18 protein-coding genes are annotated in these 20027 nt (G+C 68.3%); 6 read left to right on the top strand and 12 right to left on the bottom strand.

Features of this window, described 5'->3' with window-relative positions; all coding sequences use genetic code 11:
- Positions 1-33: 33 nt before the first annotated feature.
- The gene (locus BO221_RS12970) at positions 34-1698 is read right to left on the bottom strand and encodes a mechanosensitive ion channel family protein (RefSeq protein WP_073560710.1); all 1665 of its coding nucleotides are present in this window, start codon (positions 1696-1698) and stop codon (positions 34-36) included.
- A 72-nt stretch (positions 1699-1770) separates the two neighbouring features.
- Here BO221_RS12970 and BO221_RS12975 point away from each other — a divergent pair, with 72 nt between their 5' ends.
- The 4 genes from BO221_RS12975 (at position 1771) to BO221_RS12990 (ending at position 7177) form a co-directional block, all read left to right on the top strand.
- A complete protein-coding gene (locus BO221_RS12975; RefSeq protein WP_083680988.1) occupies positions 1771-2601 on the top strand; it encodes a YdiY family protein in 831 nt (276 codons plus the stop codon).
- A 79-nt stretch (positions 2602-2680) separates the two neighbouring features.
- A complete protein-coding gene (locus BO221_RS12980) occupies positions 2681-4510 on the top strand; it encodes an OmpA family protein (RefSeq protein WP_073560711.1) in 1830 nt (609 codons plus the stop codon).
- Between the two features lie 11 nt (positions 4511-4521).
- A complete protein-coding gene (locus BO221_RS57320) occupies positions 4522-6513 on the top strand; it encodes an Ig-like domain-containing protein (protein WP_304528704.1) in 1992 nt (663 codons plus the stop codon).
- Between the two features lie 4 nt (positions 6514-6517).
- On the top strand, positions 6518-7177 hold the full coding sequence (locus BO221_RS12990; protein ID WP_073560713.1) for a hypothetical protein: 660 nt from the start codon (positions 6518-6520) through the stop codon (positions 7175-7177).
- A gap of 235 nt (positions 7178-7412) precedes the next feature.
- Here BO221_RS12990 and BO221_RS12995 read toward each other — a convergent pair whose 3' ends face one another.
- From BO221_RS12995 to BO221_RS13030, 8 genes are all read right to left on the bottom strand, one after another.
- Positions 7413-7877 carry an SRPBCC family protein gene (locus tag BO221_RS12995; RefSeq protein ID WP_073560714.1) on the bottom strand — a complete coding sequence of 155 codons (465 nt, stop codon included), beginning with the start codon at positions 7875-7877 and terminating at the stop codon, positions 7413-7415.
- Complete coding sequence (locus tag BO221_RS13000) at positions 7864-8181, bottom strand: helix-turn-helix transcriptional regulator (RefSeq protein ID WP_143195415.1); 318 nt, start codon at positions 8179-8181, stop codon at positions 7864-7866. Before BO221_RS13000 ends, BO221_RS12995 begins: the two co-directional genes overlap by 14 nt.
- A gap of 83 nt (positions 8182-8264) precedes the next feature.
- Positions 8265-9245, bottom strand: coding sequence for a kelch repeat-containing protein (locus BO221_RS13005; RefSeq protein WP_073560716.1), 981 nt, complete (start codon positions 9243-9245; stop codon positions 8265-8267).
- A 270-nt stretch (positions 9246-9515) separates the two neighbouring features.
- A complete protein-coding gene (locus tag BO221_RS13010; protein ID WP_083680990.1) occupies positions 9516-10580 on the bottom strand; it encodes a kelch repeat-containing protein in 1065 nt (354 codons plus the stop codon).
- A 61-nt stretch (positions 10581-10641) separates the two neighbouring features.
- The gene (locus BO221_RS13015; protein ID WP_073560718.1) at positions 10642-11250 is read right to left on the bottom strand and encodes a TIGR02265 family protein; all 609 of its coding nucleotides are present in this window, start codon (positions 11248-11250) and stop codon (positions 10642-10644) included.
- 25 nt (positions 11251-11275) lie between these two features.
- On the bottom strand, positions 11276-11776 hold the full coding sequence (locus BO221_RS13020; RefSeq protein WP_083680991.1) for a thermonuclease family protein: 501 nt from the start codon (positions 11774-11776) through the stop codon (positions 11276-11278).
- Entirely contained in the window at positions 11767-12948 is a 1182-nt protein-coding gene (locus BO221_RS13025; RefSeq protein WP_083681016.1) for a lamin tail domain-containing protein, read from the bottom strand. The genes BO221_RS13020 and BO221_RS13025 overlap by 10 nt, the downstream gene beginning before the upstream one ends.
- A gap of 15 nt (positions 12949-12963) precedes the next feature.
- Complete coding sequence (locus BO221_RS13030) at positions 12964-15081, bottom strand: helix-hairpin-helix domain-containing protein (RefSeq protein WP_143195417.1); 2118 nt, start codon at positions 15079-15081, stop codon at positions 12964-12966.
- A 166-nt stretch (positions 15082-15247) separates the two neighbouring features.
- On the opposite strand from BO221_RS13030, the gene BO221_RS13035 reads away from it, so the two are divergent.
- Together BO221_RS13035 and BO221_RS13040 are read left to right on the top strand one after the other, a co-directional pair.
- Complete coding sequence (locus BO221_RS13035; RefSeq protein WP_073560847.1) at positions 15248-16021, top strand: alpha/beta hydrolase; 774 nt, start codon at positions 15248-15250, stop codon at positions 16019-16021.
- A gap of 10 nt (positions 16022-16031) precedes the next feature.
- Positions 16032-16604 (top strand): DUF2378 family protein, encoded by a 573-nt coding sequence (locus tag BO221_RS13040; protein ID WP_073560720.1) that lies wholly within the window; start codon positions 16032-16034, stop codon positions 16602-16604.
- Positions 16605-16619: 15 nt separating this feature from the next.
- Here the strand turns inward: BO221_RS13040 and BO221_RS13045 are convergent, their stop codons facing one another.
- The 3 genes from BO221_RS13045 to BO221_RS52455 all read right to left on the bottom strand — a co-directional run bounded on the left by BO221_RS13045 (position 16620) and on the right by BO221_RS52455 (position 19961).
- Entirely contained in the window at positions 16620-17780 is a 1161-nt protein-coding gene (locus tag BO221_RS13045; RefSeq protein ID WP_073560721.1) for an acetyl-CoA carboxylase biotin carboxylase subunit family protein, read from the bottom strand.
- Positions 17781-18079: 299 nt separating this feature from the next.
- Positions 18080-18808, bottom strand: a complete 729-nt coding sequence (locus BO221_RS13050; protein WP_073560722.1) for a hypothetical protein — start codon at positions 18806-18808, stop codon at positions 18080-18082.
- A complete protein-coding gene (locus BO221_RS52455; RefSeq protein ID WP_083680992.1) occupies positions 18801-19961 on the bottom strand; it encodes an AAA family ATPase in 1161 nt (386 codons plus the stop codon). Before BO221_RS52455 ends, BO221_RS13050 begins: the two co-directional genes overlap by 8 nt.
- Between the last annotated feature and the right edge of the window lie 66 nt (positions 19962-20027).

Here is a 20027-nt window from a genome sequence, read left to right on the forward strand (position 1 = left end):
GAGGAGCGGCGGCTCGGGGCAACCCTCGGGGAACTACCCGGCCCGCTTGCCCGGCGGCACCACCACGTTCTCCCCGGGCTTCCCCGCGGGCAGCGGCCCCACGAGCGGCATGGCCGAGTCCGGGGCGAGGCTGGCCTCGGTCCGCAGCATCGGCAGACCGTGCGTCTGGCGCTGCAGGAAGGCGATGAGCTTCTCGCGCACCAGGCAGCGCAGGTCCCATGCCTTGCCCGAATCCACGGCGCTCACCAGCGCGCGCAACATCATCGCCCGCTCGGTGCATGCCGTCACCTGCACGCCCTGCACCTTGCCGTCCCACAGCTCGCGGCCCTCGTTCTGGAGGATGCGCGCCAGCTCGACCCGCACCGCGGCCACGTCCGTCTTGTAGTCCGCGTACAGCTCCACCGTGCCCAGAATCTCCGGTGACACCTTGCTCCAGTTCTGGAACGGCTTGTCGAGGAAGTGGCTCATCGGCACCACCAAACGCCGCAGATCCCACACCTTCACCACCACGTAGGTGAGGGTGATTTCTTCAATCCACCCCCACTCGTTCTCGACAATCACGGTGTCGCCGATGCGCACCGGCTGGGTGATGGAGAGCTGGATGCCGGCCAGCAGCGTGGAGATGGACTTCTGCGCCGCCAGGCCGATGACGAGGCCCGCGATACCGGCCGAGGCCAGTAGCGACACGCCCACGTTGCGCACCGCCTCGAACTGCAACAGCAGCAGCGAGATGGCGATGAAATACGTGGCCGCCTCGATGATACGGCGCATCACCACGAGCTGGGTGCGCAGCCCCCTCACCCGCCCCACGTCCGCGCCGGAGTTGCTGACCACCTTCTGCTCGAGGAAGTGCGCGGACAGCTTGAGGAAGCGCAGGATGAACCACGCCACCGACACGATGGCCAACGAGCGGGCCGCCAGATCCACCGCGTGCTGCGCCGGCGGGGGCAGCAGCAGCACCCGCGAGCCCAGCGCGGCCATCACCGCCAGCAGGGTGAAGCGCAGTGGGCCCTCGCCCGCCGAGAACACCTGATCATCCCAGCCGGAGCTCGTCAGGCGCACGGCACGTGCGCCCACCCGCAGGCCCAGCTTCTCCAGCAGCCGGCTCGCCGCCGCGGCGGCCGCTCCCCCCAGCACGAGCCCCAGCCACTGCCACACCTCCAGCACCCAGAACGGCCGCATGAGCAGGAAGGCCGGGAGCGACTCCTGCAGCCGCGAGCCGTGCTCCTCGAACAGCGCGTCGATGGCCCGCACCGTGTCCTCGCTGAAGACCCAGACGGGCTCGCCCCCCGGTCCGTTCACCTTGCGCAACCGGATCTCCCGCTCGCCCCGGCCGAGCGCCACCCGCCCCAGCGTGTCATGGAGCGCGTCCGCCGCGTCTCCCTGCGGCTCGTGGCTGATGCGCGAGAAGTCGAACCACAGCGTGCGATCCAGCACGAACATCAACCGCAGCGCGAGCCGCTCTCCTTCCTCCCGCTGCTTCTCCTTGGGCAGGTGCGACAGCCACAGGTAGTGCGGCATGCGGGCGCTGTCCCGCGCGTGCGTCGCATCCAGGAAGCCCGCCACCGTGGCCGCCGGGGTGCGGCGATCCACCTCCGCGGGGGGCTCCCCCAGCCCCTCGTTGAGAACGGAGCCGAGCGCGAGCCCGGTGGACGGGGCCAACAGGAGCAGCAGTGTGAGGGCGAGGTGTCGAAGCATCGTGGGTTCCCGGTACGGTGCCTTTCCCGCTGGCACTCCCCAGTCCCTTAAACTAGTTTGAGCTCAAAATAAATGACGGAAGACTTCATTTCCTTGATCCCCAGGCAGGCGAGCGGGCGCCGGGTCCTGTGCTGGACGGTGGGCCCGTGGCTGCTCGCGCTGGTGCTGCTGACGTCCGTGGAGGCGGCGGCGCAGATCGTCAACGTGCAGGCGCTCTTCGACGAGGCGGCGTCGCCCATGGGGGTGTCGGGGGGCGCGGAGCTGTCGCTGGAATGGCGCACGGGCAGCACGGAGATGCTGGTGGTGCGCGGGTCGGTGCTGGGCCAGTGGCGCTCGGAGAAGCACACGCTGCTGGGGGTGGTGCGGGGCGAGTACGGCCATGCCCAGGACACACTCATCTCCAACCGGTTCCTGGAGCACGCGCGCTACCGCTACCGCTTCACGGAGTGGCTGGCGGGAGAGACGTTCCTCCAGCACGAGCTGGATGCCTTCCGGCGGCTGAGGCTGCGGGGACTGGTGGGCGCGGGGCCGCGCTTCACGCTGTGGAGCACGGAGGGGGCGTCGCTCATCCTCGGCGTGGCGGGGATGCTGGAGTACGAGCAATTGCGAAACGACGGCGAGCCCGACGCGGGCCAGGAGCGGTTGGATCCCCGGCTGAGCAGCTACGTGATGGGCCGGGTGGAATTGATGAAGAACATGAATCTTGTGGAGACGCTGTACGTGCAGCCACGGCTGACGCAGTGGTCGGACGTGCGGGTGCTCAACGAGACCCTGTTGACGGTGGAGCCCAACGAACGCTTCGTTTTCAGCATGGGCCTCGTCCTCACGTACGACGCGGCCCCGCCCGCTACAGTGTCGCGGTTGGACACACAACTGCGCTCCTCTATCGGCGTGAAGTTCTGAGCAGGCACCTCCGGGCCCGGAAACCAGGCTGTCGACGTTTCATTGCCAGCGGGCCACAAGAAGTTGATACGGAGGGAGCATGAGCCACGTGCGTCTATCCGCCGTCGCAACCTTGTTGCTCGCCTCGGCCGCGTTCGCCCAACCCGCGGGCGTGCCGGGGTTCGAGCTGGAGCGTCTGGAGTTGAACCCCAATGCCCGGGGCTCGCTGGTGATGGGAACCGGTGAGCTGCTGCCCGCGGGCGGCTTCCGCCTCTCGTTGCTGGGGCATTACGAGAAGGATCCACTGGTGTTGTACGCGGACGGCAGCCCCGTGGGCGCGCTGGTGGGGCACCGGGCCACGGCGCACCTGCTGGCGGCCTGGGCTCCGCTGCGGTGGCTGGAGCTCGGCGCCCAGTTGCCCATGGTGGTGTGGCAGAGCGGGGATGACCTCAGCGGCCAGGGCCTCGCGGCGCCGGCGACGACGGGACTGTCCACGCCCTCGGCGTACGTGCGGGTGGGACTGCTCTCGCAGCGGCGGGAGAACCCGTTGGACCTGGCCGTCGAGCTGGGCGTGGGCCTTCCCGTGGGCAGCGCGGAGGCGCTCGCGCGAGACACCTCGTTCCGCTTCACGCCGAAGGTGATGGCGGGCCGGCGCTTCGGCATTCTGCGTGCCGGTGTGGAGGCGGGCGTGCTGGTGCGGCCCACCGCCACGCTCATCTCGGACGAGAACGTCCAGGACGAGGTGGGCAACGAGGTGCGCCTGGGCGCGGTGCTGGCCACCACGGGCAGCGGGCTGCGCGGAGAGCTCAACGTGCGAGGCGCCGTGCCCCTCACCCGCCAGCCGGGCTCGCTGGAGCTGCTCGCCGGCCTCCGGATGCCGCTGGGGAAACTGGGCGAGGTCTACGCGCTGGGAGGGCCTGGATTCGGAGACACGCCGGGCACGCCGGTCTTCCGCGTGCTGCTCGGCGTGGCGCTGGGAGGCACCGAGACCGAGGAGCCCCTCACCGCGCGGGATGACGACGGCGACGGCGTGAGCAATGACCAGGACAAGTGCCCCAACGAGGCGGGCCCGGCCGCGAGCCAGGGCTGCCCGGTGAAGGACACGGATGGGGACGGCATCGTGGACTCGGCGGACCGGTGCCCCAACGAGGCGGGCCCGGCCGAGAACCAGGGCTGCGCGGACGTGGTGAAGGGGAAGGACTCGGACGGCGATGGCGTGGTGGACACCGCGGACAAGTGCCCCCAGGACGCGGGCTCGGCCGACAACGGGGGCTGCCCGACGAAGGACCGGGACGGAGATGGCGTGCTGGACGCCGTGGACAAGTGCCCCCGCGAGGCAGGCCCGGCCGCGCGTCAGGGCTGCCCGGTGAAGGACACGGATGGGGACGGCGTGGTGGATGACCGGGACAACTGCCCCACGGAGGCGGGACTGGTGGAGCTGCGCGGCTGCCCGGCGAGGGACAACGACGGTGACAGCGTGGCGGATCACCTGGACAACTGCCCCAAGGAGAAGGGCGAGGTCGCCAACCATGGCTGCCCGGCGAAGGAAGAGCAGCTCGTGGCCATCCAGAAGGGCAGCCTGGAGATCAAACAGGCGGTGTTCTTCGCCACCGGCAAGGCCATCATCCAGAGGCGCTCCTTCCGGATGCTGGACCAGCTCGCCTGGGTCATCAAACAGCACCCGGAGATCGAGAAGATCAACATCGAGGGCCACTCCGATAACATCGGTGACCCGGGCGTCAACCGCAGGCTGTCGCTGGCGCGGGCGCAGTCGGTGAAGGACTACCTCGTGAAGAAGGGCGTGGAGGCCTCGCGCCTGGAGGCGCAGGGCTTCGGGCCGGATCGGCCCCTGCTGACCAACAAGACCGCCAAGGGCCGCGCGGCCAACCGCCGCGTGGCGTTCACCATCGTCACCCCCGGGAACGAATGAAGACTCCATTCATGAAGACATGGCTCGCGGCCGCGCTGTGCGCGCTGGCCCTCGGCTCGAGTGCGGCCCTGGCCGATGTGGACACGTTCGGCGTGGGCTCGGGGCGTAACGGACCGTTCGTGGTGGCGGGGCTCAACACCGTCATCAACAGCTATGCGCCCGTGACGGCTGCACTCGCGGCGGGCAGCACCTCCATCACTATCGGAGCGTGCACCGGGGAGGTCTCCTGCTTCGCCGAGGATGACCTGGTGCTCGTGCACCAGACGACGGGCCTCACGTCTGTGCCCGCCTCGGGGACACCCGATGCGGTGGACCTCAGTACCCGTCCGGTGGGCCGTTGGGAGTTCGCACGGGTGGGCTCGGTGACGGCGACGACGCTGGAGCTGACGGCTCCCCTCGTCCACGACTACGCGGCGAACGTGACGCAAGTCATCCGGGTGCCCGAGTACACCAACGTCACCATCGCCGCGGGCCGGGGCATCACGGCTCCAGCCTGGGATGGGAGCACGGGAGGCATCGTCGCGTTCCTGGCCAATGGCACCGTGAGCAACAGCGGGGTGATCAACGCCAGTGCCCTCGGGTTTCGCGGGGGACAGTATGTGAATGATACCGGCGGCTCCACGGGCTGCTCGGGACCGTCGGCACTGGACCAACCGGCGCCCTCGGGCGCGCAGAAGGGTGAGGGCATCGCCAATACGCGTTACGGCGCCACCCAGACCGGGCGTGGCAACGTGGCCAATGGCGCGGGCGGAGGCGTCTGCTTCAAGTCGGGCGGTGGAGGCGGAGGACATGGTGGTGCGGGCGGACAAGGAGGGCGCGCGACCGACGGTGGGAACGTGGGCGGGCTGGGAGGCACGGCGCTCACATACCCTGAGCTGACCCAGCTGACCTTCGGTGGAGGCGGCGGGGCTGGTCATGGCTCCGACGGCACGGGCGTGCCGGGAGGGCGTGGAGGCGGCGCCATCTTCATCCGGGCCGACCAGCTCACGGGCTCGGGCGTCATCTCCGCCTCGGGTGGCCTGGCCGGCGCCGCTGCCTCGGATGGAGGCAGCGGCGGTGGTGCGGGTGGCTCCGTGTACCTGCGCTTCGTCAGGACGGCGGATTGCGCGGGGATTTCCGCCACGGGCGGGCTCGGTGGGAACGTGAACTCCATCGGGGTGGGGCCTGGTGGCGGCGGCGGCGGGGGGCGGGTGCTGTTCCAGTCGGCGGGAGGAACCTGCGCCATCATCGCCACCGGCTCCGCGTCCGGCGTTCAGCAGGCTCCCGCGGAACCCGCCTACGGAGCCCAGCCTGGCATCAACGGAACCTCCAACGTGCAGCCGGGCGGCTTCGTCGTGCCCGAGCCCCCCACGATCATCACGCCGCCCAACGGCAGCGTCACCAGCAACCGCCGTCCCACCATCACCGGCCAGGCGCTGCCGGCGGGGGCTGCGATCGAGGTGATCCTCTACATCGACGGCACCGAGGCTGGCAGGACGACATCCGACGCCAGCGGCAACTACACCTTCACCCCGACCACGGAGCTGTCCGATGGCCCGCATACCGTGCAGGCCGTCTCGGAGGTGCTGGCGGCACGCAGCCTCCGGAGCGCGATCAACACCTTCACGGTGGACACCACTCCGCCGGACACCACCATCGTCTCCGGTCCCTCGGGCTTCACCCGGCAGACCACCGCGACATTCGAGTTCAGCGCGACGGAGCCGGGCGTCACCTACGAGTGCAACCTGAACGATGCGGGCTTCACCCCGTGCCCATCGCCTGTCACGTTCAACTCACTGGCCGAGGGGGCGTACACCCTGTTGGTGCGGGCCCGGGATGCCGCGGGCAACGTGGACGAGACCCCGGCCATGCGGAGCTTCCGCGTCACCGGCGCGGACCTCGCCCTGCTGGGCAGTGGCTGCTCGGCCACGGGAGGGAATGCCTCATGGTTGCTGCTGGGCCTGAGCACCTTGAGCGCACTGACCCGCCGCCGGCGCGGGCGGTCTTGCCGTGCCCTCTCTTGAGACCATGAAGAGTCCAGCCCATCACGCGCTCGAAACGCTGCATGCCGCCCATCCCAACCTCGCGACCAGCGCGGCACGCGAGTTGCTGACCATCGATGTAGACTGGGCCCTGCGACCGCCACCGACCCTCGACACGCCGGTGTGGCAGCCGGAGCAGCCCTATCTGGTGGTGGACGGCTCCCTGACGACCCAAGCCAACGTGCTGGTGCGGACTGGCCGTCACGACAACGGCGCACTGATCGTGCTGGGTGATTTGCGCTGCCACAACCTGATGGTGTCGTGGGGCTTCGACCTGGTGGTGACCGGGTCGTTGCTCGTGGAGGAAGTCGTCATCACCGCGCCGGCCGACTCACAGTTCGTGGTCGGCGGCGACCTTCGCGCCCGGCTCCTCGCGTCCGGAACGCCCACCTGGGTCACCCTGGCCCATCCCCGTCATCTGCAAGCCCAGCACACCTCTGGCTATGTGATGGCGCCGGACAAGCCCTCGAGACCCTCCTCCCAGGCCCCGCTGACCACGCTGCTGTTCGAGGAGGTGCTCGACCGCGAAGAGTGGGATGCCATGGACGAGGCCGAGCAGGCCAACGAAGACATCAACGACATCCTGCGCGTGGACACGAAGGCCGCCCACCAATACCTGGCAGCCGGCCGCTCGCTCCTACGTTGAACGGTCTCCAGGTCCATCCTGCGCGGCGGTACCCGTCACCGTCCGGCCACGAGCATGGACCTGGAAACCAAGCCAGCCGAAGGAAGTCCGTTCAGGGGTCTGTCCTCAGCTCGAAAGCAGGAGGGACCCCTCCGGGCACGGTCTCGCCAGACTTGTCCAACTGTTGGACAAGTTCGTGAAGAGCGCGCCCGGAAGGCGGACTCCCTCACCCCTGAACGGACTTTGTTCCGATGGCTTAGCCGCCCCAGCGCTTCGTCGTCATGGCGAGCGGCTGGCCGGTCTCGAGCAGCGACTTGAGGCTCGAGAGGATGGGCGGCCAGCCCTGCGAGATGCCCTTCATCATCGCGCCGCCCTCGACGAGCTCGTCGTGCGTCACGGTCAGGCGCACCGTGCCCATGAAGGGCTCGATGAGGAAGGTGACCCTGGATGGAGGCTCGGCCCCGGGACGTCCCTCGGGCCAGCCCCAGGTGAGGACGAGCTTCTTCGGCGGCTCAGCCTCGAGCACCTGGCCGGTGACGCGCACCTCGTGGGTCTCGTAGTCCTGATGCGTCCAGCGGGAGCCGGGCTTCCAGTCCGAGACGTTCTTGTGCATGCCCCAGAACTGCCGGGTCATCTCGGGGTCCTGCAGGGCGGCCCAGACCTTCTCCGGCGTCGTCTGGATGTACGTGACGTAGACGAACTGCGGCTTAGGATTCGTCATCTTCTTCCAGCCTTGTCTTGAGCCTGTGCAGCGCGTGCAGGCGCTGACGCTCGAACTTCCCGATCCACCGCTCGTAGATCTCCTGCAGCGGCACGGGATTCAGGTAGTGCAGCTTCTCTCGGCCCCGCCACACGACGGCGACGAGGTTGGCCTCCTCGAGCACGGCCAGGTGCTTGGTGACCGCCTGACGCGACATGTCCAGGTGCTCGCAGAGCTCGCCGAGCGTCCGCCCGTTCTCCTGGTACAGCAGGTCCAGGAGCTGCCGGCGGCTCGAATCCGCGAGTGCCTTGAACACGAGATCCATGTCCATCTATCCCTACCAATATGCAACCTGCGGGTTGCATGTCAAGGACGAGGGTCCCGGAGCGGCCCACTCGGGGCCGGGGCTCAGCGTGTGAACCGTTCCGCCACCGGGCTGCTGCCATTCAGCCGCAACACCTGCCCCGTGTGGAGCAGCACCGCGGCACCTGGCGACGTGGAGGACGTCGCGGAGGGCGCGGGCAACCATGCGTTCATGGAAGGAGAGTACACCGCCGTCTGCCCGGCCGAGTTCATTACCAGCACCTCTCCCGAGTAGAGCAACGTCGCGGAGAAGGGCTGGGCGAACGGGAGCGTCGGACCCTCTGACCATCGCTCGTTGTAGGGATCGTACAGGGCCACGGCGGTGTCGATGGAGCCCGTGACGTCGCTCGAGACGAGCACGTGGCCCGAGTAGAGCCGGACCGCGCGGTGGGTGCCGAGGGGAAGAGGCGGAGTACCAGCGGCCGTCCAGGTTCCCGTGGTGGGATCATAGAGTTCAGCCGTGGAACCGCCCGTCACCAGCACCTTGCCCGAGTAGAGCAGGGTCGCGGAGTGCCCGGCCCGAGGCGAGGTCATGCTCCCCGGCACGGGGGTCCACGTCTCCAGGGCCGGGTCGTACACCTCCGCGCTCCGCAACGTGACCATCTGCGAACCGTCGAAGGTGGTGCCCCCCGCCAGCAGTACCTTGCCCGAGCCGAGCACCGTCATGCTCCGCCCCCGGGCGTGCGCATGTGACACGCGCGTCCAGGTGTCCGAGTCCGGGTCGTAGGTCATCAGCCCCGGGGTGCCTCCCATCCTGCCGGTGTAGACAACGTCCGCCAGCACCTTGCCCGAGGGAAGCTCCATCAACGAGACGGTCTGACACAAACCGGGAGCGCACATGAGGTTCATGCCCCGCCACGTGTCTGTGTATGGGTTGTAGCGCTGCACGAAGCCGTGGGAGGTCTCCAGTACCTCGCCAGTACCGCGAAGCAGGATGGCATTGGTGCTGTAGAACGAATGACCCTTGGAGGCCATGGACGTCCAGGCGCCCACCTCGCTGCCCAGGGCTTCGGCCTGGCTCGCCATCCGTGAAACATCCGATTCCGGTTGGCACCCCACGGAAGCGGACAACCATCCCATCAGCAACACGGACGACCAGCGCATCTTCACGGCACGCTCTCCCAGGTATTCTCACACCCGTCATGGGCATGTCCTCCCAGGGTAGAGGGTCCGAGCAGCACCCAAGAAGATGACCGGCGCTGTCCATCCTCGCTCGCGCGGAACCCGAGCGGGCAAGCACCGCGCGGGGCGGACGGAGGACTCGAGCACATCACCGCTCGAGTCCCCGCGCCGGGCTCACGGCGTGTAGCGCGACGTCGTCTGGCCGGTGAGCAACACCTCGCCGGTGTGCAGCAGGGTCGCGGTCGTGGAGTCGGGCACCAGGGCGCCCTCCAGCAGGGTCCACGTGTTGGTGTCCGGGTCATACAGCTCGGCCCCGTCGCTGGCGTACCGGCCCGCCACCAGCACCTTGCCCGAGTAGAGCAGCGTCGCGGTGTGGTCCCTGCGCGCCTGGTTCATGGGCGCGGCCAGCGTCCACTGGTCGGTGTACGGGTCATACAGGTACGCCGACGTGGAGGTGCCTTCGTTGGTGTTGCCGCCCGCCAGAAGCACCTTGCCCGAGTAGAGCCGCGTCGTGGTGTGGAACGCGCGAGGGGTCGGCAGCTGGGCCACCCGCCGCCAGGTATTCGTGGTGGGGTTGTACACCTCCGCGTTCACCCCGGAGATGCTGCCCGTCAGCAGCACCTCACCCGAGTAGAGCTTCGTCGCGGCCTGGAAGAAGCCGCCCGAGGACAGCGTTCCCGCGGACGACCACGTGCCCGTGGCGGGGTCATACACCTCGGCGGTCGAGGTGAAGCCCATGGACGACGTCAGCCCGCCCGTGACGAGCACCTTGCCCGAATCGAGCAGCGTGGCGGTGTGCCAGGAACGCCCCACCGTCATCGAGCCGGTATAGGTAAAGGTGCCCGTGGCGGGGTCGTACAACTCCGCGGTCCGGATGTCGGGCCCGACGCCGTTCTGTCCACCAGCCACCAGCACCAGCCCCGAGGTGAGCCGGGTGGCGCTCGGCAGCCCGCGCGGCTCGTTCATGAAGCCCGAGGGGGTCCAGGTGTTCGCATAGGGGTTGTACAGCTCGCTCCGCAGATTCCCCCCCGTCACCAGCACCAGCCCCGAACTCAGCAGCGCCGAGGAATGAGATGTCCCCCGCCCGATGCTCATGGAGGCATTGCTCGTCCACTGCGACGACGTCAGCGCCTCCGTCTGGATGGAGGGAGCCGTCAGCTCCGCGGCGTCCACGCTTCCGCCACAACCGCTGGCCACCACACCCGCCAGCAACAACGACCACCGGAATGTCCTGTTCATGCGAGCTCCTCGGGGAAAGAGCCCTCCATCATAGGGGCCGTTCTGACGATTCAGGACTCGCTCAATCCCAGGAGAGCGAGTAGCGCGTGTCGGTGGTGCCCACCTGCCATCCCTTCACCTTCAGGTGGGTGGCGCCGGCGGCCTGGAACACCTCCAGGAAGACGCCTTCGAAGTACGGGTAGGGAACAACATTGCCGTGAATGGAGACGAGGCACTGCCTGGAGCCGGTCCACGTCACATCGCCCCACCCGTGCTCCCATCCCGTGCGATAGGCGGTGGGCAGATAATCGGCCAGCCGCTTCAGATTGCTTCCGGCCAACAGCAACATCGTCCTGCCCACCGAGCCCGCCAGGAACTCCTTCGCCGTCCACTGCCCGAGTTGCCGCATGGATGCCTCGAAGCTTCCGGAGGAGTCCTTCAGGGCCCAGGCCACGTGGTAGAGCAACCGCAGCAGGGCGCTCATCGGGTACTTGAAGAAGGCCGTGGTCGACTCCAACCCGCTCGCCTCGATGCAGCGCCTCAGCGCTTCTTCATCCCCCTGGAGACGCACCTGCTCCAGGGCGCAGTTGAAGAAGTAGCCTCGCACGGTGTCGCCGAGAGGAATCAACGTCAACCGCAGCTCCAGCTCGCGCGGTGAACCCAGCTCCACCGCATCCTGATTCGAGGCCATGACGGGGCGCAACCTACCATGGGCCTCACCGTCCGCACGGCGCGATGGAACACTGGCCCCACAGTCCGCGCCCGGCGCGCCGGGCCGAGGACTCGAGCGCCTCGAACTCCGCGCGCCGGGATTTCCCAGCGGGAGACACGTAGAGCACGCAGGCGTACCCACTCTCCGCGAGCAGGGTATTCACCTCGCGTCCATCCACCGTCACATACGCGAGCAGCCGCCCGTAACGGTCGGTACACGCCTCGCCGTACTCCAGCCGCACCATGCGTCCTTCCACGAGCGAGCGGTTGAAGTCCCGGGCCTCGGCGCCGAAGCACTCGTGCTTGCCGCCCGTGCTCTCCGGAGTGTCCACGAGCAGGTAACGCACACGCTCGCCGCTCTGGAGCACGAGGGTGTCTCCATCCACGACCCTCGACACCACGCCAGCGCCCGGGCCACAGGAGGACTCCGAGCCACACGCGCACAGCACGACGAGCCCCAGCCCGAGCACCACACACAACATCCGCCAGCCATTCCTCAGGTGCATGGACGGTTCTCCGCGCCAGGAGTGCCCTGGTCGCCCAGACCGAAGCGGAAGTCCTTGGGAGTGGGACAGAAGCCCTCCGGCGCGTCGTTGCGCGTGGCGTCCCGGCGTGACGGGTCGAGCTGACGGGACACTCCGGGCGTCGCGGCGCTCGTCCAGGACACCTCGTCGAGCAACGTTTCATCCAGGGACAACCGGAGCGCATGGGGCTCCTGGCCATTGCTCAAACCAAATGCGAAGGTCCCGAGCACGGAAGGCAACCCGCCGTTGAGCGTGGGATCGGCACTCCGCGCGAGCACGCCATGGGTGCCCGCCTTCAATTCCAGACATCTCGAGTCACCGAGCAGGGCCCGGCCACTCCCCTCGTTGGCGAGCGTCACGCCATTGAGGTCCACATCGCGCAGGGCATACACCTCCACCCACTCTCCCTGAGCATCCGCCACGGCCTTGGGGTCGGCCATGATCTCCGTGATGACCAGGTCCCCCGGGCGGGGACGCGACAGACTCCGGACAGCTCCCGTGCGTGAAGACAGACATGAGCCCGCGGGCACGCCTCCATCCGTGGCGGCCTCCGCGCAGGGAGGGTTCGCGGCACCGGGGCTCGCCCGCGTGCCACCGTCCGCAGCGGAAGCGGGCGCATCACACCAGCGGCCCGCCTCGTCGTTGTCGACCGCGTCCGGCACGAGCCTCCCGTCGTAGATGCGTGCCACACCCGAGCGGAGGGGCCCGGAGTAGCGAACCTCGTCGACGACGACGGAGCCACAGCGCAATCCGACGAGCCCGCCCGTGTTGCCCAGCGAGCCCAGGACGTCGCCGTACGAGTGATTCACATGGGCGGGCAAGGACTCGGAGCGCACGTCTCCGAGCACCACATGGCCCCTCGGCGCCACGGGCACGGACTCCTCGAAGAGCCAGGCCCGCTCCTGCGAGCCATCCGGCCGGGCCGCGTAGAGCAGCAGCCCGCGCAGGTCCATCGCCGAGCGCCCGGGGTTATGGAGTTCCATCCACTCCTGTCCGGTGTCCGTCCCCTCGGGGTCCGGCAACAGCTCGGTGAAGACGACGTCTCCGGGCCTCAACCCTTCACAGGCGGGCTCCACGTCATCGAACAAAGGGCCACAGGCGCCACACATCAGCACCCCGGCCAGGAAGAGACAGCGAATGGGAATGACTTTCATCCAGGTCGGCTCCATCTAGAAACGGCCTTCCAGCTCCAGCCGGAAGAGGTGTTGCGGAAGCTCGGGCGGCGAGCGCGCGCCCACCGGTGCCTTCAGGTCGAGCACGAGCTCGTACCGGGCGCGTGTGCCCAGCCCGGCGACGGCGTCCCAGGCCACCTCCAGCGAGGTGCGCACCGTCTGCGTGAGCCGGGTGTTCTCCGAGAGGTCCTCGTCCTGCCAGCTCGCGCGCCCGTGCAGGCGCAACGAGGACAGTGGACGCACGAGCACCTCGAACGAGGCCCGGCTGTCGTGCTGGAAGCTCTCGGGGCGCTGACGGCTGCCCACCAGGGTGTGCTGGTACTGCGCGGCCAGGCGCAGACTGCCGGTGGCGTCGAGCCGCACACGGCCCGCGACGCGGTACTGCTCACCGGCGCAATCCTCGCCCTCGAAGCACAGCCCGGGCCCGTTCTGGCCAAGGTCCTTGTTGCGAAACTCCACCCAGACCGAGGGCTGGAGCTCGGGCACGCCCACGCAGTCCACGCGGGCGGAGGTCCCGAGATGGAAGGTGCCAGAGGCCTCGCCGCCCGGAGGCTGCGTCCACACGTCCACCTGCCCCGTCATCCGCCACGCGCCGTCCTCCGTCTGGTGGAGGTAGCGCAGCCGGGTGCCCAGCTCGTTGCTCGCGCGCAGGCCCTCGAATTCGTCGGGGCTTGAGACGGGACGGCTGTAGGGGTTGTCGAAGCCGCGCCCGTAATAACGCAACGTCAGCTCCAGCTCGCGCATCCGGTCGCCGAGCACGGTGCGCTGGACGGCGCCGAAGCCTCCACCCGCGCCCGAGAAGCTCCGCGCCGCCTCGAGGAAGAGGTCCAGCGGTCCGGTGCCCCAGGTAGCGTCGGCGCCCACCGCGCCATAGCCCCCGCCCGCGGGGAAGCGAGAGCTCGGCTGGAGCTCGAGCCCCACGCCCTCCACCGCCCACACCGGCCAGGCGCCCCACCCCGTCAGCCCCACGCGAGTCCTCGGGGAGAAACCGGCGGTGACATGGCCACCTCCCGCCAGCTCGTGGAAGACATCCGGCAGGGTGCGCGAGACGAAGCGCACGGTGCCCGGCACCTGCTTCCCGGGGAGCACGGCGAGCACGTCCGGCGTCTTGCGAGTCTTCGTGTCGAGCAGCTCGTACTGGAGGAGGTCTCTCGACTGGTGCGAGCCGAAGCCCGTGAACGCCAACGCCACCCCCTCCACCTGTCCGCGCACGGTGCCGGCAGCACCGCGAAAGCCCTCGGTCCAGCCGAAGTCCGGGGTGACTCGTCCCGGGGTGCCCTCCTCCGGGCAGGCGCCCGTGCCCGTCAGCATGCAGCGCCGCTCGGGGCCACCGGGCGGTTGGAAGCCGTCGTCGGGCAGGAAACCATCCGGTGCCGGGCGGCCCGTGGTGTCCAGGGTGAGCCGCTGCCCGAAACCCAGCCGGTACGTCCCCACCAGCACCGAGGCGTGCTCGCCCTCCCAGCGCACGTGGAGCTTCGGCACCTGGAGCGCCATGCCAGGCAGCCCCGCCACCAGCGCGCGGCGGCGAGGCTCGTACCGCACGGCCTCCAGGCGCCGCCGGGTGAGCGAAACCACGGCTCCGCCCCGCAGGCCCAGAGGTCCCTCGGCCTGTGCGTGGAGAAGCACCGGCGGCACCAGCGCATCCGCCGCTCCGTACGCGGTCAGCAGGCGCAGGCGCCCGGAGACGGGCCTCGCGGCGCGGGCCTCCCCGGCCAGGAAGGGCCGCACCCGCTGGAGTTGCTCGGCGGTGAGCACCCCGGCCTCGACGAGCGCCTCCGGCTCGAAGTCCCCCTCCATCCGCGCCCGGTACGCGAGCAGCGCATCCACCTGCGCCCAGGTCAGACCCGGCAGCGCGTACAGCGCCTCGCGGGAGGCCGTGCGCACATCCACCCCGGTGCGCAGCAACTCCCGCAGCGTCTCGAAGTCCTCCTCCGCGAGGACACCGTCCTCATACAGCGCACGGAGGTCCGCCTCGCTGGTGATGGAGACATCCGCCTCGTAGGGCTCGGCCCGCGCGCCCGTCACGGAGAGGAGCAACCAGGTCGTCAGCAGGGCAGGCGGGCAGGCGGTCTTCACGCGGTCGGCGCACTGCACGAAGGAGACCAACGAGGACACCTCGGGGACCCCACTCGCGAGGTGTCCCGGGCGGGAAACACCCATCCAGGCCGCGGACGCGGGCCTCCGTCCGCCCACACTGGCGGCGTCGTGGTTCCGTCTCGGAGAGGGTTGGCCGGGGGCGCGGGGCCATCTATCGTTGCATCTGGCTTCTCACCGGCGTTCCATGGGTCACGTGCACATCATCCGAGACTTCGCCTCCCCGCAGGAGGGCTTCACCCGCACCGTGCGCATCTACACGCCGGACGGGTACGACCAGGCCTCCCACCACCGGTTCCCCGTCCTCTACATGCACGATGGGCAGAACGTGTTCGCCCATCCCGAGTCGGCCGTGTTCGACACGTGGTGTGCCAACCTCGCCCTGGAGCAGATGGTGGGCGAGGGCCGGGCGGAGCCGTGGATCATCGTGGGCGTCGACTCGGGCCCCGGGCGGCTGGAGGAGTACTCGCCCTGGAACGAGTCGCGCGCCAAGGTGCAGGCCCGGGGTGGTGCCTACGCCCGCTTCATCGTCGAGACGCTCAAGCCCTACGTGGATGGCGTCTACCGCACGCGCCAGGGCTCCGAGTGGACGGCCATCATGGGCTCGTCGCTGGGCGGGCTGATGTCGCTGTACCTCGGTTGGAAGTACCCCGAGGTGTTCGGCCGGATTGGAGCGCTGTCTCCGTCGGTGATGTGGAGCGAGTACAAGCTCTTCGAGAACTGGAGGGCCCACAGCCGGCGCTGGTCGCGCATCTACCTGGACGCGGGGACGCACGAGTGGATCAACCCGGGAGGCGTGCCGCTGCCCTACGGCGAGGCGACGCGCGACTTCTATGTCCACCTCAAGCAGTTGGGTTACGCGGACCACGAGCTGGCGCTGGTGCTGGAGCCAGAGGGGATGCACCACGAATCGGCCTGGCAGCGGCGGCTTCCGTGGGCGATGAACTGGCTGCTCGGGTGACGAGGCCCGGGTGAAGCCCCGCCACGAGGTCAAACTGGAGGACCGGAGGGTCTTCGTCCAGGTGGTGGAGGGCCTGCTGCGCCACGGCGTGGGCGAGCGCGTGACGCCGCGGCTGCGCGAGCGGCTGAAGCAGGTGGGGTTGGATCTGGACCGGCCGCTGTTGCCGGCCTATCCGGTGACGCAGTGGATGCACTGTCTCCACATCATCCTGGAGGAGGTGTACCCGGGCCTGCCGCGCGAGGAGGGTTTCCGGCAGCTCGCGGCGCACCATGTGGAGGGTTACGGGCAGACGCTGGTGGGGCGGGCAATGATGCGGCTGTTGCGGCTGCTGGGGCCCAAGCGCACGGTGCAGCAGATGGTGCAGGCGCTGCGCAGCGGGGACAACTACACCGAGGTGCGGCTGAAGGAGTTGGAGCCCGGCACCTGGGAGATGTGGATGAACTCGGTGCTGGACGCGCCGGGTTACGCCGAGGCCCTCTTCGTGAGCTTCCTGAAGGCCAGCGGCGCGGCCGAGCCCCACGTGGCCATCGTGCGCAGGGAGGAAGGGGCGACCGTCTACCTCCTGCGCTGGAAGGAGCGCTGAAGCCGCGCGGAGGCATCAGGCGGTGGCCTGGATGAGGCGCACGGCGTCGTGCATGGCGTCGAGGCGCTCGTGGCGGGTGAGGTACATCTCGTTGCCCATGGCGTTGTGGTAGACGGCGGGCAGCTCGCGGTGGAGCAGGAGCGCGTCGCCGAGCTTCGCCACCAGCTCCGCGTGGGAGTAGCGGTAGCGGCGGGAGGCGCGCCGGGCGACGTGGCACACGTGGTACTTCGGCGTGTAGCGGAAGTCGCGCAGGTCATCCCCGGTGAGGACTCGGGCCCAGAGGCGGTAGACGTCCATGTCACAGGCGTAGTTCATCTGGTCCGTCATGAAGCCGCCGGGCGGACGCAGGTTGGCCTCGAGGGCGACGTAGCTGCCATCGGAGAGGCGGAAGAACTCGAGGTGGAACCAGCGCTCGCGCAGGCCGAGCGCGGCGACGGCGCGGCGGCCGAGCGTCTCGAGGGCGGGAGGAATCTCCTTGAGGCTCCAGAAGGAGATGTCGCGCTGCTCGAGCACCACTTCCATGACGCCGTCGCTGTACTCGTGGCTGAGGCGGAAGATGATGTTGCCCTCGCGGTCCACGAGCCCGTCGTAGGTGACGATGGCGCCGCGCACGAAGGCCTGGGCGACGTAGTTGGGGAGGGGGTCCTTCAGGGCGGCATCGACCTCGGAGTCGGAGGAGACCTTGAAGGTGCGGGCGGCGCCGACGCCGACGTCGGGCTTGAGGACGAGCGGGTAGCCGACGCTCTTGGCGAAGGCCTTCACGCCGGCGGCGTCCTTGACGGGGATGCAGCTGGGGTGGGCGACGCCGGCCTGCTTGAAGACATCGTGCATGCCCATCTTGGTGCGGAGACGGACGATGTCGGCGGGGAGGAGACCGGGGACGTGGAAGTCCTCGCGGAGGCGGGACTCGACCTCGAGCCAGGTCTCGTTGAGCGAGTCGATGCGATCGATGCGGCCGTGGCGCCAGGTGAGGTAGCCGGTGGCGCGCAGGAGGGCGTCGTAGTCGTTGAGGTTGGGGGTGAAGAAGTACTCGGAGAGGGACTCCCGGAGCTCATGGTGGAGGGAGTCGTAGGGGGTGTCGCCGATGCCCAGGACCTTGACGCCGCGCTCGCGCAGGGCGGAGACGAAGTGGAAGAACTGAGGAGGGAAGTGGGGGGAGATGAAGACGACGTTCATGGACGGGCTCGGGCGAGGCCTCTGGCTCGGCAGGCACCATAGCGCGACCCGGGGCGGCGCCCACTTCCAGGCCAGGGCCCACGTCGAGGAGGGACCGAGGGTGGACCGGAAGTGAAACCGCCACCCCCCTCCCCCAAAATCCCCTCTCCCCCCGGGAGAGGGACGGGGTGAGGGTATCCGAGCCCCGGGTTGAGCCCGCGTCAACTCCCTCTCCCCCCGGGAGAGGGTTGGGGTGAGGGTCTCCGCCCCCTCGGCACCCTGGCCCCCTGGGGCTCGTCCAACAGTACCCACGAACTCGTTCAGAGGATTGGAACGAGCCGCTCGCGGACCTCCTTCAGGTACTCCGCCAGGCCCGTCTTTCCGCCGCGCTCCTCGAGAACCGCGAGAGGCGTCTCCTCCAGGCACGCACGCTCGCGCTCCTTGTTCCCCTGGGTGAGTGCATCCAGGGCGACCTTCGCGTCCTTCTTGGCACCGTGCTCGCGTGCGGTCAGTTGGTGAGCGTCACGCACGGGATGGAATGAGAGCCTCTTCCTCTGCTTTTCGAGCTGCTCCGCCTCATCCGCAGTCCTGGGATCGAAACCCGCAAGGACCCAACACTCCCGCTTGGGCTCGGCCAGCCCGATTATGACCTGGAAGGGCCAGGGCCTGCTGTTTCTCGCTTGTTCGAGCCCAGTGCGATCCCGCTGTGCATCGCCGTCGCGCATCAGCACGACAGCATCCGGGCGGCGCTCGGCCATGGCCATCAAAAGGAGCGCACGCCGCGCATTGTATGAATCCTGCTCACCGGGCCCATCTTTGAATCCACCGAAAATCACCAGCTTCGCGCGCCGGGTTTCCTCTTTCACGGAGCCCCATCGCAGGTAGGACTCCTCGGACCGCAAGCCCCTCCAGTGCCGACTCGAATCCAACATCTCGGGTTCGAGCCAGGACACCTCTTCGAGCAGCACGCGATCCGCGAGCCCGCACGCCGTGTCGCGGTCCGCTCGGGCCTCGCAGACGACACCGAACTCGTAAGAGGCCTCACTCATGAACCGGTGTCTCGCCCGCCTTCTCCAGCCAGGACTCGCCCACGGTGCTCCAGAACTCGCCGGGGCTCATCAGGTCCTTCCAACGCTCGAACGCGGGGTGCGCCGTGAGTTTCTCGCAGCGGGCGAAGCCATTCTCCGCGAGGAAGGTCATCCGGACCTCCTTCGGGTCGAGGTAGTTCAGAATGAAGGGGGAGTGACTCGTAGCGATGATTTGAAGCTCGGGGTCGCGCTGCTGGATCTTGCGTAGAAGCTCGATGAGTTTGCCCTGAGCAAGAGGGTGGAGACCCAGTTCGATGTCATCAAGCAGAAGTAACCGGGGTTTCTTGGGTCCCAGGAGAACGGTCAGAAGCCCGAGTGCCATGATCGTGCCTTCACCCGCCGCATCCGCTGGAACGCCCTTGGCCCCCTTCATGTCCAAGATGACCTTGTTGCCCCAGAACGTGCGCTTGTCAGAAACAACATGTTGCTGCTCATCCAGCGATATGGTCCGAAGCGCAGTCTGCTCAACCGCCGCGCGCTCAATCCGGATACGACGTACCGCAGGAACGATCTGCTTGAGGGCCTCCAGTATGTTGCTGAATGCCTCATCATCGCTCAGCTTGAGGTGGGCCAACACAGATGCGAGTCCCGAGCCATCGCTATCCATGCTCGGAATCTCCGCTTCACTGTAGGATGGTGCAGCCAAACGCCTTGATTCCAGCCGTAGCACCAGAATCGACATCAGTGCTCTGCGGAATGGAGTGTCTTCACTCACAAACTGGAACTGCTCGGCGTGACCAATGGGAACGTCGACGCGTTCAACATTCCACCGGCCATCCACCATGAACTTCCAGTACCTCAAGCTCCCCGTCGGAGAAGGTTCTGAGTCCGGTGTTCCCGAAATGCGAGCAGTCCCCTGCTTGCCTTCCCAGACCCCCTCAACACCCAATTCCAAGGGAAGGCTAACACCATAGGAACGCAGTTCCGGCTGCTCTTCGAGCATCAGCGGGCTCAACCCGGAGAATTTGGCCACCACTCGCGACATGAGGTGAAGTCCCTCCAATAGGGTCGTCTTGCCCGATGCATTCGGGCCAACGAGCACCGTGAAGGGCTCCAACTCCAGATCGAGCGAGCGGTACGCCTTGTAGTTGCGGAACGAGACCTTCTGAATCACGACCGCCCTCCCGGGTGGGGACGACCCTCACCCTAACCCTCTCCCAGAGGGAGAGGGGACTTCCCA

The sequence above is a fragment of the Archangium sp. Cb G35 genome (assembly GCF_001896145.1).
GTDB lineage: Bacteria > Myxococcota > Myxococcia > Myxococcales > Myxococcaceae > Archangium > Archangium violaceum.